Raw genomic sequence first — 17,612 nt, 5'->3', positions numbered from 1 at the left:
CGTCAAGCTAACAACTCTTTATGTATTTTAATTATGATAAAAGTATATCATTTTATAAGAGAATTATGCCATTTTCACTGATCGTTTTTTTAGTCTCATCATTTCAAATGCTAACTTGAACTTCACCAATATGTCTTTTTTCTAATAAAAACATTGCAATTCTTGATTGCCCTAGCCCCCCACCGATAGTTAAAGGTAATTTGTTTTCTAAAATAGCCTTATGATATGGACTTATTTTTGCTATTTCATAGTCATTTAGTTGATATTGTTTTCTTAGTGAATCACCATCCACTCTAATTCCCATACTGCTTAGTTCCAAAGCGATATCGTTGATTGGATCATAGACAATTAAATCACCATTAAGCATCCAATCATCATAGTCCTTAGCTCTTTTTGAATGTGGCTTATTATCATTTAATAGATAACCAATTTGGTAAATAAAAATAGCTTTGTGTTCTTTTGCTATCTCGTATTCTCTCTCCTCAGGCGAAATATTTGGATAGAGATTATATAGTTCATTTGAACTAATAAAGAAAATTTTTTCTGGAAGTTTTGTTGCGAAAATTTGATAAATTTTATTAATGGTTTTTTCTGTTTCTTTAAGGCATTTATATATTTTTTTAACAACCTTTTTAAGAAAATTAATATTACGATCCTTTTTATTTATAACTAATTCTCAATCTCATTGGTCGACATAAAAAGAATGGGTTTTATCAATATTTTCTTGTTGTCTTATTGCGTTCATATCAGTATAGATACCTTCATAAACGTTAAAATTATATCTTGCTAAGGCATCTCTTTTTCATTTTGCTAGTGAGTGAACAATTTCGATATCTTCATTAATATTTTTAGGTCTAAATATAACTGGTTTTTCTCCTGAGAGACCATCATTTAAGCCACTACTACTTCTTAGAAACATAGGTGCTGATACTCTTGTAAGATTTAAGGCTTTTCTTAATTTATGTGAAAAAACGTCTTTTAGTTTTTCAATCGCAAACTGAGTTTCTTTTAATGTTAAACATGTTTTTTTCATAAAAGAATTTTAACAAATTAAACAAAAAAGTCCATTGAAAAATGAACTCTCTTTTAATTTATATTAAACTATTACTCTTTATCTTGAATTGCTTCAAAACCGGGCATTTTATTACCTTGAATGAATTCGATAGAAGCTCCGCCACCGGTTGAAATAAAACTGAATTTTGATTGGTATCCTAGTTTGTTAATAGCAGTTACTGAATCACCGCCACCGACAACAGAGTAAGCTCTTTCATTATTTGCAATAGCTATAGCAATACCTTTTGTTCCATTTTCAAAGTTTTTGAATTCAGTTACTCCCGCAGGTCCGTTTCAAAATATTGTTTTTGCGGAAGCGATAATTTCGTTAAATAGCTCAACTGATTGTGGGCCAATATCTAATCCCATATATCCATCAGGAATGTTGATATTATCTTTTGTTGTAAATAAAGGAGTTTTATCAGCGAATTCATCAGTGTAAGCATTGTCAATTGGTAAAACAATTTTGTCCTTATATTCAATTAAATATTGTTTTGCCATTTCTACTTTGTCATCTTCACAAATTGATGTTCCCACTTTGTGACCCAACGCTTTTTGGAAGGTATATGCCATTCCACCAACAACTAGAACTTTATCAGCAACATTGAATAATTTTTCAAGTACCTTGATTTTGTCACTAACTTTTGCTCCTCCAATAATAGCAACATATGGTCTTTCGAATCCATCTAATATTTTAGATAAGTGTAAAACTTCATTGTTCATTAATAAACCAAGTGCTGATTCCTTGATGAATTTTGCAATACCTGCCGTTGAAGCATGAGCACGATGTGAAGCACCAAAGGCATCATTAACATAAACATCTCCTAGGCTAGCTCAATATTTTGCTAATTCTTCATTGTTTCCCGACTCAGCCTTATCATTTAAATCCTCAAAACGAGTGTTTTCTAAGAAAATAATTTCTCCTGGTTTTAGGTTTGAAGCTGCCTTTTTAACTTCTTCACCTCTAGTTTCAGGAATAAAGTCCACTTTTTTGCCTAGAATTTCAGAAAACTTTTCTACAACAACCTTTAACGATTTATTTAATTTGTCTTCAGGAGCTTTTATTCTTCCTAAATGTGAAAGCATAATTAGTGATGCGCCATGGTCTAAAATGTACTTGATTGTTGGCAATGCTGCATCGATTCTTTTTGTGTCCATAACCATTCCGTTAGAAACAGGGACATTAAAATCAACTCTTAGAATTACTTTTTTTCCTTTAAGTTCAATATCCTTGATTGTTTTTTTCATTTTATCTCCTATATTTTTTAGTAATTTAATATAAAATTTTTATTAATATATGTGTAATTATAATAAAATAATCTTAATTAATAATCAAACATATTAAAATGATGATTTATTGATTGTTAGGAGAAAGATGGCTCAAAAACAAAAAGATACAAGAACCCTGAATTATGATCCTGAGAGCGATAATATCTCAAGAATCATTACTGAATTTCAGTCATATAAGAAGAATGCTAAATTTTTTAAGGATTATTCTGAGATGGAAATTTTTAATTATTTTCAAAAGATGAGATTTATGAATATTATGGATGAAAGAAATAAGGAAATAATTAAGCAAGCCCAGAATAGACAAACACAATTGCAAATGAAGTATCAAACATATATTGAGTTCGATAGATGATCTGATTCTCCACAGGCAACACAAGCAAAACCAATTAGTAAACTAAGAAGAATTTTGGCAATTATTTTTGTAATAATTATTCAAATCATTGTCTTGATAATAATTATTAAATTAGCAAATGGTAATTCATAAAATTAGATGAGGTTTTTAATGGTTGAATATATTATTTTATTTTTTGTAATCTTTATTTCGGTTGTTTTATCAGTTAATTATATTATTAACATTGTAAATGCTAAGAAGAAAAATAAGTCTATTAAAAAGAGCCTTGGAAGCTCAACTAAAATTAGAATAATTTATCAATTGAGAGAAGCACTAGAGAAACTTTCGGCAACAAAAACTGGTGCAATTATAACAATTGAAAATAATGATAATTTAGACCCACTAAGAACAGATGGAATTATTTTGGATGCGAATATTTCTTCCTCGATCTTAATTTCTATTTTTAATAAACATAGCCCCTTACATGATGGCGCGGTTATTATAAGAAATAATAAAATTTACTATGTTGCTACATTTTATAAAATAACTAAGAAGTCAATTGATAATAAATATGGTGCAAGACATCGCGCCGGAATGGGAATTTCTGAAATGAGTGATGCTTCAACATTAATTGTTAGCGAAGAAAACGGTGGTATAACGCTTGCTGAAAATGGCGTACTACAGTCTGTTCCTTTAGAACAATTGCAAATAGTTTTAGGTAGAATTTTAAGAGATTCTAATTAATAGCTATTAATTTAGTATTATTATATTTTGTGATTTTTTGATAATTAAAAATGAAAAAACGACTTAAATTAAATTGAAAAATTTATATTACTTTTTTAAAGTTTTTATAATAAAAGTTTAAAAAAAATTTAAAAATTTTTATTTTTGTTAAAATTATTTCATTACTTATTTACTTTAAAAATCAATGTTAAACGCCTTAATTTGGACAGGACATAGATGAAAGGCTATGCTTAGGTGGTTAAACGCGTTTAATCTTAAAGATTTTAATATCTATAAAAAAATTAAAAATTTATATAGTTAACTCGAAAGGAAAGAAAATGGCAAAAGTAGATTTTGACCGTTCAAAAGCTCACGTTAACGTTGGAACAATCGGTCACGTTGACCATGGTAAAACAACATTAACAGCTGCGATAGCAACAGTTTTATCTAAAAAAGGTTTATCAGAAGCTAGAGATTACGCTTCAATCGATAATGCCCCAGAAGAAAAAGCACGTGGTATTACAATTAACACCTCACACATCGAATACCAAACAGAAAAGCGTCACTATGCACACGTTGACTGTCCAGGTCACGCTGACTATGTTAAAAATATGATTACAGGTGCCGCTCAAATGGATGGTGCAATATTAGTAGTTGCTGCTACTGATGGTCCTATGCCTCAAACACGTGAACACATTTTATTGGCAAAACAAGTTGGTGTTCCTAAAATTGTTGTTTTCCTAAACAAAATTGATATGTTTAGTGATGATGAAAGAGAAGAAATGATTGGTTTAGTTGAAATGGATATCCGTGGATTGCTAAACGAATATGGTTTCGATGGAGACAATACACCTGTTATTGCCGGTTCAGCTCTTAAAGCATTACAAGGCGACGCCGCTTATGAGCAACAAATTATGGACTTAATGGATGCTGTTGATACATACATTGAAGAACCAAAACGTGAAACAGAAAAACCATTCTTAATGGCTATTGAAGACGTTTTCACAATTACAGGACGTGGAACAGTTGCAACTGGTAGAGTTGAACGTGGTGTTTTATCACTTAACGAAGAAGTTGAAATTGTTGGATTAAAGCCAACTAAGAAAACAGTTGTTACCGGTATCGAAATGTTTAGAAAGAACCTAAAAGAAGCTCAAGCTGGGGATAATGCTGGTTTATTACTACGTGGTATTGATAGATCAGAAATTGAACGTGGACAAGTTTTAGCAAAACCTAAAACAATCGTTCCTCACACAGAATTTGAAGCTACAGTTTATGTTCTTAAAAAAGAAGAAGGTGGACGTCACACACCTTTCTTCCAAAACTATAAACCACAATTCTACTTCCGTACAACAGACGTTACAGGTGGAATTGCATTCATCGGACAACGTGAAATGGTTATGCCAGGGGATACAGTTGAATTAAAAGTTACTTTAATTGCACCTATTGCTGTTGAAGAAGGAACAAGATTCTCAATCCGTGAAGGTGGTAGAACTGTTGGTGCCGGAACTGTAACAAAGATTACAAAATAATTTTAGTTTGAAAAATATGCTGCACAATATGTGCAACATATTTTTTTATTTTTTTAAATGTCATCAGAAATTAGGGCATTTATTTTATTTTTCTTCTTTTCAGTGGTTTCCTTTATAACGGGGGCAGGAATGCCTAATTCATTAGAGTTTTTGCTAATTTTATTAATGACTTCGTTTGTATATTTATATGCTTTTCCAATCTTTTTAGATGCTTGTCCAATAGAATCTAAACCATCAATAATATTGTTATTAACAGCATTGTATTTATTTTGAATTTCGATAAATAAATCTTTAATTTTTTCAATATCTTTTGCAACTCTATAATTTTGGTTTTGAACAGAGTAACTATATATAAAAGCCATCATAAAACTTGGGCCTATTATTAATATTTTATAATCATTGAATATTGCAGGTATAAAGTTATTGTCTTGAATTAATGTTAGGTGTATGCTCTCAGATGGCAGAAATAATATGGCAAAAGGTGTAGTATTATGATATGGCTTGATATATTTATCTCTAATACTTTTAGCCATTTCTTTAAGTTTATCTCTTAATTTTTTAAGAGCATCCTTTTTATCTACTTCATTTTCCTTATCAATATATTTATTTCATGTATCTAAAGGAAATTTACTATCAATCGGGATAATGATTTCTTGTTCTTTGCCATCAATAATATTTTTTGACCTAATAACAAAATCTACTTTTTCATCACTTTTTGGATCAATTTTATATTGTTCAAATCAGAGATTATTTTTAAGTGACGGAAAATGGTTTTCTAAAATTTGTCTTAATGAGAATTCACCAAAATTTCCTACAGTTTTATTGTTTGAAAAAGCTTTGTTAAGATCAATAACACTTTTTTGAATAGTGCTAAATTCAGTCATGCCTTTGTTCATTTCATCCATCGAGCTCTTGATATTATTAAAATGTTCATTGATTTGTTTTGTTAATTTATCTTCAAAGTGTTTATCTATTTTTGTTTTAATTTCTTCAAATCACTCACGATTTCTTTTAGTTATATCTTCAAGTCTTGTATTAACATTTTCTCTTAAAACATTTGATAATTTATTTAGATCTTCATTTTGAACCTTATTACTTTCTTTTATAACACTAGCTATTCGAACCAAATTATTGTTGATTATTTCATTATAAGACTTTCCAAATTCATTTATTGTTTTGTTTAATTCATTTTTTAAATTATTTATTTTATCACCAATGATTTCAGTTAAAAAACCTTTTTGATTTAGTTCTAACTTATCTAATTTTATTTCAATATGGTTATTAATTTCATTTAGATGGTTTTGGATTTCATTTTTTATAATTTCCTCAGTTTTTGTTTTTGCCTTTTCAGCTCTTAATCTTTGTGTGATTAAATAAGATAATGTGGAAACTATTCCTATTAGTGCTAATGCACTAATTACAATCAAGGCAATTAAAAGATTATTCATATTTTTACCTCCTTATTTTTAGAATAATGCTATTAATAATTTAAACATAAATAATGTAATATTTTTTGGTTATTTCAAATATTCAAAAAATAGCCTTAATTATTATAAAATTTATTGTAATTATGAAGAAAATGCAAAAAAAAATATTTCTATCATCATTAGTTACATTACCTGTTTTTGCAACTGCACCATTAGTTGTTTCATGTAAAAATAAAAATCAAGTTGAAGAAGATAAAAGTCTTGAATTTAGTGCTATTAAACAAAAATATGAAAAGCTTAATTGAGATGATTTTCTTTTGGCTAAAAAAGTAAAAGATGAAAATATTTCTTATAAGGATTATACTTATGAATCATTCTTTGAGTGGGGTAGTGAAAAAGGGTTAAACGCCTTGGATAAAATAGAAATAAATGGTAAAAGTTCTGATTTAACATCAAAAGAGTCACAAGCGTTGGATAATAATATAACTGCTAAAAAATATATTTCTAAGGATTTTATTGATCTTGTTGATAACTATAATAAAACAAAAAATGATGATGAAAAATTGATAGTAATTTTGAGAAGTCAAAAACTCCCCTTGCCTGAAGCAGCCATATTAGTTTGAACTTGGTTAACAAAGAAAAAATATTTAAAAGAAGCCAAGAAAATTGAGGAATTAAAAAATATTAGTAGCAACAAGATTGTTCTATATGGCCATTGGTTTTATAATAGAGAATATGATAAAAATAATGATAGCAATAAAAAGTGGAAAATTGTTGGATATGTTGTCCCCACAATTAGCTTTAGTGCATTATTTTTATATATAATAATAGCAATATTGGTTAAGCGCAAGAAAATAGCTTTTAAAGCTAAGAAAGGAAGAGCTAAATAATGTATGCAATAATTAATAACAAAAAACCTGTTATTTTTAGCGATGTAGATGGTACGCTGTATCGAAATTTTGATTTAAGACCAGATACCGAATATGATATTAGGTTTGCTATTGATAATGGTGCTGATTTTAACATATGCACCGGAAATCCGGTGCAAGAGCGCATGTTAAATTTAGCTAAAAGACTAAATGTGAGATATCTTCTTTGTTCATCTGGTGCTGAAATATATGACGTGAAAAAAGCAGAGATTATTAAGAGTTGAAATATTGAATTCTCTTATTTAGAAGAAGTAATTAAAATTGCAAATGAGTTAAATTTACAAGTTATTTTTTGAGATGACAAAAATTATTTTTATCTAAAAGATGAAAAGATTATAATTGACGAGGTTATAAATTATCATTTTGTTAGTGACAAAAATAAGAAAATGATACCTAAATTGTGAAAAGGTGAGTTTATAAAACCTATTAAAATTGAGTTGTATGCCATTGACGATCAGCCATCAACAACACTATATGAAAAAATATATGATAGTATCAAACACCTAAAAGATAAAATGGAAATTATTGTGACCCATTGCAATATAGAAATTAATTCGTTAGGAGTTAATAAAGGAAGTGCCGTTAGATGAATGGTTGAAAATATTTATAGCAATGAAGAAGTAATGCTAAAAGAAGTTATGACTATCGGAGATAGTAATAATGATACCCCGATGTTAAAACTTACTGATTATTCATATGCAATGGATAATTCATCTAATGAAGTATTAAAAACTGCTAAACTTTTTACAAGTGATGTAGCACAAAATGGGTTAGGGGAAGCTATTTTGGACTATTTATATCGATTAAAGAATATTACAAGAAAATATATGTTTCATGAATTTATAAAGGAGAAGTAAGATGAAGGTAACAAGAATTGGACAAAATTATATTTTAAAGGTTAATAATATTAATAAATTATCTCCTTTTTTTAATGAAACTAATGTTAAACTAGTTGACTTTTTGGGCGAAGATCAGCCGTTAGAACTAATTATATCTGATAATTTAACATTTGAGGAATTGGGTAGATTAATTCTATCTTTCTATGGATATAATAAGAATCCATATTATCCAATCTTTGATACAAGTGAATTCGATGAGAAAGAACTCAGAGAAATAACTTTTGAAACAAGAGCTCAAAAAGGCTTGATTGCCAATGTTGATGACTTTTTATTCAAAAAAATAGAATATCTTGATAAGAAATCAAATTATTTTACAGCAATATTATCTGATTTTTCGGTTGTTTCGTTTGAATTTACTCTTAAGAAGGGTATTAAATACGCTGGAGTATCATTGGCCGAAAGATTTAGCGCTATGCTAAAGCAAAACACAGATGCGGTATTAAAACATTCATTAAAATTTAATAAAACAAATAGGGTCGAAAATAGTAAAAACACAAGCGTTTTTGGTATGCAACTAGCAAAATCTTTATATGATAATAATTACGTATATGCTTTCCATAATTCTCTTGTTCCTTCTTTTGGGGAAGTTTCAGCTACGACAGAATTTTTTGATTTTGGTCTTCTTTCAAGATTAGAACTTTCAACCATATCTAAAGAAATTTCATCAATTTTTGAATGAAGAAGTAAAGACAAAATATATCAGTCATACTTCGAATACATTGCCCCTAGTTTAAATGACCATGAGTTGCTTAATATGGGTTCAATAGGTAATTTTTTTGGTTCGAAAGAATTATCAGAATCTGAACATAATGATGTAAAGAAAATTCAAGAAATTCTAAGTAATCCTGAAAAATATGCAAAATCTGAGAAAGAAATGATTGAAAAAGTTAAGAATGGTGATTTAGACTTGCCTTTTGATACTTCAAAAATTCAAACTCGTGATGATTTGAGATACGCATTTATAGAAAGTTTCGTTGAACCTTTAATTGATATGGGAATTGATGAAGCAGAAATCGTTCAAACATTGAAGGAATTTGTTGCTCAGGTTAAACAAGGAACTTTTGTTCCTGGTGTGCCCGCAATGAACATTACGGACTTTGAAGATGAGTCATTTATAAGAACTGTGCTTGAAATATATAGAGAAAAGAAGTCAGGAAGAGAAAAAACAAGAGAGCAAGAACAAGAAACAGTAGATGAAGATGAAATAAATTAGGTTAGTTCTTATAATATATTATTTTCATTATTTGCTTGTATTATAGAAATATAAAAAAATGGGCTTAATTAAGCTAAAAATGGTCTATTTTTTTAAATATGATAATAAATATTCTTAATTTAAAATGGTAAACATTCATTATTAAATAATTAGAAATCAAACAATCAATCATGAATATCGTATTTTATTATAGATATTCATTTTTTAATTTTTTATTTACTATTTAAAAACACTAATTTATTAATATAATTCTATATTATGAAACATAATAATATTATTATTAAAAATGCAAGAGAAAATAATTTAAAAAATGTTAATCTTGAAATACCAAGAAATAAATTTGTCGTTTTCACCGGGCTTTCAGGGTCTGGAAAGAGTTCGCTAGCATTCAACACCATCTATGAAGAGGGGAGAAGAAGGTATGTTGATAGCTTATCAAATTATGCTAAACAATTTTTAGGTGGAACAAAAAAACCTGATGTGGATAGTATTGAAGGATTGAGCCCTGCCATTTCTATTGAGCAAAAAACGGTCCACAATAATCCTCGTAGTATTGTTGGCACAGTAACGGAAATTTATGATTTTTTGAGATTGTTATACGCAAGAATAGCAAAACCTTATTGTCCAAATCATAAAATTGAAATTACAGCGCAAAAAAGCCGAGATATTATTAATTATGTTTTGTCGCAAAATGAGGGCTCTAAAATATTTATATTATCTCCAATAATTAATAATCAAAAGGGCTCTTTTGCTACCACGTTAGCAAAACTAAAAAAGGACGGTTTTCTCAGAATAAAAGCTAATGGTACTATTTTGGAACTAGAAAAAGACCCAATTTTGGATAAGAATAAAAGGTGAAACATCGACTTAATCATTGACCGCTTTAGTTTATCAAATGATAAAGAAACAATGTCACGTGTTGCTGAGGCTGTCGAGATTGCTTTATCTTATTCTAATGGATTGGTGACTATTGAAGTTGTTGGAGGACAAACAAACACATATTCAACAACACATAGCTGTAAATACGGCGATTTTAATATGCCAAAAATTGAACCACGACTTTTTTCATTTAACTCACCAAATGGAATGTGTTATAAATGCAAGGGACTTGGTGTCTTGCAAAAAGCATCATGAGATTTAATATGTCCAGATAAAACAATGTCAATAAATGAAGGTGCAATATTAATTTATAAAAATATTATTAATTCTCGCAATCTTGAGTGGCAGGAATTTGATAGAATGTTAGGATACTATGGTATTCCAAAAGACGTGCCAATAGGTGATTTATCTAAGGAACATATAAATATTTTAAAATATGGCTCGATGGAGGAAATTTCCTATACTATTATTTCTGAAAATGGAATTAAATATGAACGTAACAAAAGGATTGAAGGTGTTTGTGAAAAAATTGAGCGTAAATACCTTGATACTTCATCAAATGAAATGCGAATGTATTATTCTCGTTATTTGTCTGATACTCAATGTGATGAATGCTACGGAAAAAGATTGAATAAATTTGCCCTTGCTACTAAAATTAATGGTTTGGATATATATGAATTATGCAATATGTCCATTGAAGAACTTAAAGAATTTATTAATAATATAATAATGACTGACCTTGAAAAAGAAATAACTAATCTTATTTTGCAAGAGATAAACCATAGAATAGATTTTCTTATCAATGTTGGATTACAATATTTAACCTTGAATAGAAAAGCAGAAACGCTTTCTGGCGGTGAAGCTCAAAGAATTAGGTTAGCAACACAGATTGGTGCTAATTTAACAGGTGTCTTATATGTTTTGGATGAACCCTCAATTGGTTTGCACCAAAAAGATAATGAAAAATTACTGAATTCATTGCAAAAAATGGTTAATTTAGGTAATTCCTTGATTGTTGTTGAACATGACGAAGATACAATAAGACATGCTGATTTTATAGTTGATATTGGTCCAAAAGCCGGTGAACACGGTGGAGAAATTGTTGCTAGTGGCAATATTCAAAAAATAATGAGTACAAATGAGAGCATTACTGGCCAATATCTTGCAAAAAAACTTGAAATTAAGGTGCCAAAATCAAGGCGTTCTGGTAATGGTAAAGTATTAACATTAAAAAAAGCTACTGCTAATAATCTAAAAAATATAACGCTAAAATTTCCGTTAGGTAAATTTATTGCAATTACTGGTGTTTCTGGGTCTGGTAAATCTTCCTTAATTAATCAAGAATTGGTTAAGGAATTGGAAAACGCGATGAATAGAAAGGCTTATTATAGCCTTGTTAAAAACGAAAAAATTAATGGATTTTTAGAAGTTGATAAGTTAATTAAAATTGATCAAAGTGCAATTGGGAGAACACCAAGATCTAATCCTGCTACATATACTGGTGTATTTGATGATATTAGAGAAATATTTGCTAATTTAGAAGAATCAAAAATTAGGGGATTTACTAAATCAAGATTTTCATTTAATATACCCGGAGGTAGATGTGATAAATGCGAGGGTGATGGAGTTATTAAAATTGAAATGCATTTTTTACCTGATGTATATGTGACATGTGATCACTGTGATGGTCAAAGATATAATTATGAAACTCTTGAAGTAAAATATCATGGAAAGTCAATAAATGATGTGTTAAATATGACTATCGAAAAAGCATATACATTCTTTATTCAAAAATCTAAAATTAGAGATCAATTGCAAACATTAATTGATGTGGGTTTAGGATACATAAAACTCGGACAAAATGCAACAACATTATCTGGTGGCGAAGCACAACGAGTTAAATTAGCAACTTATTTGCAAAAGAAACCTACTGGTAAATCGTTATATATTTTAGATGAACCAACAACTGGCCTTCATTCTTATGACGTACAAAATTTATTGAATGTTTTGAATAGAATTGTCGATAATGGCGATACAGTTATAGTTATTGAACATAACCTCGATGTAATTAAGAGTGCCGACTATATTATTGATTTGGGCCCTGATGGAGGTAAGTATGGAGGCAATATCGTTGCAACCGGAACACCTGAACAAGTTGCTGATGTTAGCTACTCATATACTGGTCAGTATTTAAGTAAGATATTAAAATCATCATAAAAATTTATTAAATTAAAATATAATTTTATATAAATTATATATAAGTAATTCTTTATTATTTTTTATTATGAAGGGAGAAAGTATGAAGGATTATGCAGGCGTTAGTCTTCAAGTTGGCCCTTTTCACGTATATTCTTTAACTTTAATGTTAGGTATGATATGTGCAATACTGACAGTTGCTTATTTCTGAAGAAGAGAAAAATATTCCTTTGAGCAATTAGCAATTCTAATTTTTATTGCTTTGCCTACCGCTATTGTTGGTGCGAGATTTATCTTTGTCGTTCAACAACTAATCGAACATAGAGGATGACCAAATGGGCCTTGATATACAATATTTTATGTATGGCAAGGAGGTTTATCTATTCATGGTGGGGTTATTACTGCTACAATTTGTTGTGTATTATACATTGTATTTTCAAAAAATCCAAAGAGGATAAATTTAAGAAAAGCATTTTCTATTATTTTACCTGCCGTTTTTATTGGTCAAGCTATCGGTCGTTGAGGAAACTTTGCTAATCATGAAGTTTATGGACAAATTATGTCTGAAACATCGTTTGCATTTAAGATATTACCTAAGTTGATTAGAGACCATATGTTTATTAATGGACACTATCGTCTTCCATTATTCCTATATGAATCAATTGCTAACTTATTTGCTTATATCTTGCTTGTTTGAATTTTAAACAATTACAACTGATTAAGACCCGGAACCACTGGGGCATTATATATTATTTTTTATGGAATTCTACGTTTCGGAATGGAACCATTACGTCAAGATAATTATGGTATCTATAAGGTAATTTCAGCTTTATATATGGTCGTTGGTACGGTTTTATTAATTCTATTCGAATTTGTAATTAAGCTAAACTTTAATGTTTATAAGGTGTATAAATATAAGAAAGAATGAACTCATAAAATATTCTACTTTATTGTTTATGAACCTAAAAATGACAACAAAGGTCTATTAAGAAGAGATCTATTAAGTCGTAAAGAAGCAGAGGATCAAAAAATAACGTTAGCCTAAAAAACTAATGTTTATTTTTTTAAAAAAGGAGAAAAATGAAAAAAGTATTTGATGTTTTAATTATTGGTGCAGGTCCAGCTGGTTTAACAGCAGCTTTATATTTATCTAGAAATGAGTATAATGTAGCTTTTATTGAATCATCTGTTCCCGGCGGTAAAATCGCTCAACAATCTAAGATTGAAAACTATCCTGGTTTTGATTTTATAAGTGGTTTTGAATTAGCAACAAGTATGTTAAATCAAGCAAGAAAAAATGGAGCCAAATATATTTATGGAAAAGTTGTAGAAATTAGGAACATTAGCGATAATGAAAAAATAGTTATTTTAGAAAACGGCGATGAGTATTATGCACAAGTTGTTGTTATTGCTAGTGGAATGACTAATTTAGTACCAATATCAATTGAAAATATTGAAAAATTTAGGGGACGTGGAGTTTCTTATTGTGCTGTATGTGATGGCGCCTTATATAAAAATGAACCATGTGCAATTATTGGTGGTGGAAACTCAGCATTTGAAGAATCGACTTTTTTAGCAGCAACCGCATCAGAGGTGCACATTTTTGTAAGAGACATAGTTAGAGCTGAAGCAAAAATTATTAACGATGCAAAAAAGCATGCAAATATTTATATTCATTATAACTCTGAAATATTAAAACTTCAAGGTGAAGATAAATTAGAAAGTATTATTGTCAAAATTGATGGAAATATTCAAGAAATGAATATTAAGGCGGTTTTTCCTTATATTGGTTTTAAGGCTGCGACATCGTTTATTTCTAACAAAGAAATGTTAGATGAGCGTGGTTTTATAATAGTTGATAAAAATATGGAGACACAATTCAAAAATATCTTTGCTGTCGGTGATGTTGTAGCTAAGGATATCAGACAAATTACAACTGCAACTAATGACGGCACTATTGCGGCAAGAGTTATTTCCTCACGTATTATCAAATAATAAGTATGTCAAAGAAAACAATTTTTAAAATTATTCCTACGATTTTTTCGCCACTTAGCGTGGCTTTTTGTAATTCTTGTCAAGTCAGCGAAGATGATAATGTTAATTTAATGGTTCCGTTTGTAGAAACCCATGAAAAAAAAGCATTTGCCGCTATTGTAGAGTTAGTTAATAAATTCAATGATACTCTTGATTCAAAATATGCTAATCACAAAATTAGAATTCGCAACTCATTTGACAAAAAAAACATTAATAATAAAGTTATTTTAGAGCTAAATATCAAAGATAGTAGAACACCTTCCTTAATTCTTTCCTACCCTTCTATTGTTTCGGCTATTCATTATAATAACCGATTAGTTGAACTAACCGATATTGCAAAAAAGAGTAATATTGAGAAAAAGATTTTAGATTATAATAATCGTCTTGGTTTTGATAATCGAAATGAAATTTTTAGCCTACCTGTTGGCATTAGTTCAGAGATGCTTATTGTCAATAAGAGATTATTAATTAATTATTTTTATTCAATTTATGACAAAATCAAAGAATCATCAGAGCCTTTTTTAGCTAGATTCAAAAATTTTAAAATTATTAATATAATAAGAAGTTTTATACCAACTAGTGCAGATAAAAAAAATGAGGAATTAATTAATTATTTAAGTAATAAAATACTTTGCTATGATGATATGTTTAATGAGTTTGTTGATCTTATAAAAAAAATGGAAATTAATGAGGATAATACAAGTATTTTATTTGTTAAGCATATCGAAAATTATATTTTTGAGACCTTATTTAAAAAAGCTGGATCTGACTTTAATAATTATTTTCTTAAATACAATCAAGATTTTAAAATAGATTATGCCAATATTTTTAAAATAAATAGGAATGAGTATGAGGAATTTAGAGAAACTCTTATAAACTTCTATACTGCCCTAAAGTCAAAAAAAATTGATATTGATGTTACAAAAAAAATAACTATTGAAGGGCTACAAGACCAACTTTTTACGTTCATAACAACTAGAGCATATAAGTATAATCTAAAATATTTCTTAAATCATCAGGATGATTTTTTGATTTTAGATGTGCCTCATCGTAAAACTAAAGAAGATAAAAAAGGCTCATTTTTTATCCAAGGTTTATTTCTCTCTGCAATAAAATCGGCTGTAGGCGCGAAAAATGAGGTCATAAATCTTTTTTTAGATTGAATGTATAATCAAAATAATAGGCATGAGCAAATTGTTGATGGGAGGCCTCTTTATTTAACGCCAATTGAATATTTAAGCTATCAACTTGATTATATTTTTCCCACAAAAAATTTTAAAAATGAGATAAAAAAACACAACTATTCAAATATTGCGAATGATTTAGTTTTAAAAAATATCTTTGATAATGACCTGATCCCCTTTAGTGATCTCATCGATATAAAAGAATCTAAATTTAGGGAATATATTAAAATATTAGTTGAGAATAACCTTATTGAAAAAATAAGAAGGGATATATCACCAAAACAAGCAATAGATGAATTTCTTGTTAAGCTAGAAGAACTTATAAAATAAAGGATAAAAAATATGAAGCTGAAATTATTTCCTAATTTCTATGAATCTACAAATAATAAAATAAATAGCAATTTCGTTAGTAGAAACAATCACATTATTGCTAAAATTAAGGCAGGATATGATAACTTTAATGAGGTTACTATTAAATTATTAGGATTTGCTATTAAGAATGTTTTATCTAATGTTAGCAAGGATAAAAAATCAATTTTAATTGCAAATGATGGCAGCCATAAATTTTTAGCTTTTTTTGAAAATGAATTAATTGATAAAATCAATGGTGATCATATAGACTCATATGGTTATGAGAAAAATGAACCTGTTAGTAGAGCATTTTGTTCATTTACAAACAGTGTTAGCGAAGCTTTTGTGGTTATCATATATCTTCATAAATATGATAATAATAATTTTGCTATTTCGTTATATGGTAAGAATAATGAACCATTAAATCATAAAATAATTGAATATATTCTAGACGAATATACAAAAGTATCAATAGACTTAGTTAAGGATAGCAATACGCAAATGCGTAATTTAAATTTTAGGAAAATATTAAAGGAATACACTGATTTTCTTTTAAGTAAAAACTTTACTAAAAACGCTAATCATATTCTCAAAATAGGTGTAATTTCTAGCGCGCTACAAGATTCATTTGTTAAGAAAATTCTTGGAAAAAATGATATTGCTTATACAGTTTTAAAAGATACATTTAAGCCTGATAAGCCTAGTTATTTGAAATTTTCAATTTTTAAACTTGCATTGCTTAAAAATGTCGATTATATTTTTAAATTTTCGTTTGACTATGAAAAGGTCTATTTATATAGAAGAAATAATAAACAAAAATATTTTATTCAATATGATTTGGTTGATATCTCTGACCTTGTGATAAATTATTTATCCTTTATTAATAATTACACAAATACAAACAATGACTTTAAAAATCTAAAAAGTATTGCTACATCAAATCTTTGTAAGAAGGAGAATATTACAAACATAGCTAATAAATATAAAATTAACCTTGGTTTTAGTTGAAAATTTGATTCAAAAAATATAGAAAAACCTGATTTTATGTTTTTTAATGAAGATTATCAGGTTTATTTTAGTAATGATAAAAAAATCAAGTATGATGCATTTTTATTTTTTAATATTTTAGTTGATATGTTAAATTATTATCAAACTCAAGAAATGAGATATGATGATATATGTGACCAAAATTTGGACCTATCAAATAAATTGATTATTAGTGAATTTGTTTATGATTGTCATCCATCAAATGTTGTTGACTTTGAGACTAAATTATATATGCAGGATTCAATTGCCCAATTAAAAGTTAGCACAATTGAAGATGTTAGAAAAAATTTTAAGGATAGTGATACAAAGTATGTTGCAAAGTTTAATTTTGAGCAAAGAGAATGAATGGCTATTAAATACGATGCTAAATACGAAAAATTAATTTTTGTGATTCAAGAAAAAAATAATACTAGAGGTAATATTGCAAAAAAAATCAAGAAGTTTATGCATAAATTTACAATTAAATATGATAAACCATTGATTAATTTGGCTGAATAAATATTTCTTGCGAAAATAATTAGTTA

14 protein-coding genes are annotated in these 17,612 nt (G+C 28.3%); 11 read left to right on the top strand and 3 right to left on the bottom strand.

Annotated features, from left to right (window positions below; genetic code table 4):
- Positions 1 to 52 precede the first annotated feature (52 nt).
- Together asnA and ACWXVJ_RS00520 are read right to left on the bottom strand one after the other, a co-directional pair.
- Positions 53 to 1,033: an aspartate--ammonia ligase gene (gene asnA / locus ACWXVJ_RS00525; RefSeq protein ID WP_455966037.1), complete on the bottom strand. Its 981-nt coding sequence runs from the start codon at positions 1,031 to 1,033 to the stop codon at positions 53 to 55.
- A 71-nt stretch (positions 1,034 to 1,104) separates the two neighbouring features.
- Positions 1,105 to 2,301: a phosphoglycerate kinase gene (locus tag ACWXVJ_RS00520; RefSeq protein ID WP_438340731.1), complete on the bottom strand. Its 1,197-nt coding sequence runs from the start codon at positions 2,299 to 2,301 to the stop codon at positions 1,105 to 1,107.
- Between the two features lie 127 nt (positions 2,302 to 2,428).
- Here ACWXVJ_RS00520 and ACWXVJ_RS00515 point away from each other — a divergent pair, with 127 nt between their 5' ends.
- From ACWXVJ_RS00515 to tuf, 3 genes are all read left to right on the top strand, one after another.
- The gene (locus ACWXVJ_RS00515; RefSeq protein WP_438340732.1) at positions 2,429 to 2,827 is read left to right on the top strand and encodes a hypothetical protein; all 399 of its coding nucleotides are present in this window, start codon (positions 2,429 to 2,431) and stop codon (positions 2,825 to 2,827) included.
- An 18-nt stretch (positions 2,828 to 2,845) separates the two neighbouring features.
- A complete protein-coding gene (locus tag ACWXVJ_RS00510; RefSeq protein ID WP_438340733.1) occupies positions 2,846 to 3,418 on the top strand; it encodes a diadenylate cyclase in 573 nt (190 codons plus the stop codon).
- Positions 3,419 to 3,735: 317 nt separating this feature from the next.
- Positions 3,736 to 4,929 (top strand): elongation factor Tu, encoded by a 1,194-nt coding sequence (tuf, locus tag ACWXVJ_RS00505; protein WP_438340734.1) that lies wholly within the window; start codon positions 3,736 to 3,738, stop codon positions 4,927 to 4,929.
- A 53-nt stretch (positions 4,930 to 4,982) separates the two neighbouring features.
- Here the strand turns inward: tuf and ACWXVJ_RS00500 are convergent, their stop codons facing one another.
- Positions 4,983 to 6,377 (bottom strand): DNA recombination protein RmuC, encoded by a 1,395-nt coding sequence (locus tag ACWXVJ_RS00500; protein WP_455966035.1) that lies wholly within the window; start codon positions 6,375 to 6,377, stop codon positions 4,983 to 4,985.
- Between the two features lie 122 nt (positions 6,378 to 6,499).
- Here ACWXVJ_RS00500 and ACWXVJ_RS00495 point away from each other — a divergent pair, with 122 nt between their 5' ends.
- The 8 genes from ACWXVJ_RS00495 (at position 6,500) to ACWXVJ_RS00460 (ending at position 17,586) form a co-directional block, all read left to right on the top strand.
- Positions 6,500 to 7,246 (top strand): hypothetical protein, encoded by a 747-nt coding sequence (locus ACWXVJ_RS00495; RefSeq protein ID WP_438340736.1) that lies wholly within the window; start codon positions 6,500 to 6,502, stop codon positions 7,244 to 7,246.
- Positions 7,246 to 8,142, top strand: a complete 897-nt coding sequence (locus ACWXVJ_RS00490) for a Cof-type HAD-IIB family hydrolase (protein WP_438340737.1) — start codon at positions 7,246 to 7,248, stop codon at positions 8,140 to 8,142. Before ACWXVJ_RS00495 ends, ACWXVJ_RS00490 begins: the two co-directional genes overlap by 1 nt.
- A gap of 1 nt (position 8,143) precedes the next feature.
- Entirely contained in the window at positions 8,144 to 9,397 is a 1,254-nt protein-coding gene (locus tag ACWXVJ_RS00485) for a hypothetical protein (RefSeq protein ID WP_455966033.1), read from the top strand.
- Positions 9,398 to 9,655: 258 nt separating this feature from the next.
- Positions 9,656 to 12,493 carry an excinuclease ABC subunit UvrA gene (gene uvrA, locus ACWXVJ_RS00480; protein WP_455966031.1) on the top strand — a complete coding sequence of 946 codons (2,838 nt, stop codon included), beginning with the start codon at positions 9,656 to 9,658 and terminating at the stop codon, positions 12,491 to 12,493.
- 82 nt (positions 12,494 to 12,575) lie between these two features.
- Positions 12,576 to 13,517 carry a prolipoprotein diacylglyceryl transferase gene (gene lgt / locus ACWXVJ_RS00475; protein WP_455966029.1) on the top strand — a complete coding sequence of 314 codons (942 nt, stop codon included), beginning with the start codon at positions 12,576 to 12,578 and terminating at the stop codon, positions 13,515 to 13,517.
- Positions 13,518 to 13,552: 35 nt separating this feature from the next.
- The gene (locus ACWXVJ_RS00470) at positions 13,553 to 14,467 is read left to right on the top strand and encodes an NAD(P)/FAD-dependent oxidoreductase (RefSeq protein WP_455966027.1); all 915 of its coding nucleotides are present in this window, start codon (positions 13,553 to 13,555) and stop codon (positions 14,465 to 14,467) included.
- A 5-nt stretch (positions 14,468 to 14,472) separates the two neighbouring features.
- A complete protein-coding gene (locus tag ACWXVJ_RS00465) occupies positions 14,473 to 16,020 on the top strand; it encodes a hypothetical protein (RefSeq protein WP_455966025.1) in 1,548 nt (515 codons plus the stop codon).
- Between the two features lie 12 nt (positions 16,021 to 16,032).
- Entirely contained in the window at positions 16,033 to 17,586 is a 1,554-nt protein-coding gene (locus ACWXVJ_RS00460) for a hypothetical protein (protein WP_455966023.1), read from the top strand.
- The last annotated feature ends 26 nt before the right edge of the window (positions 17,587 to 17,612 follow it).

The sequence above is a fragment of the Mycoplasma sp. 773 genome (assembly GCF_053851515.1).
This window is presented reverse-complemented; position numbering and strand designations above follow the sequence as displayed.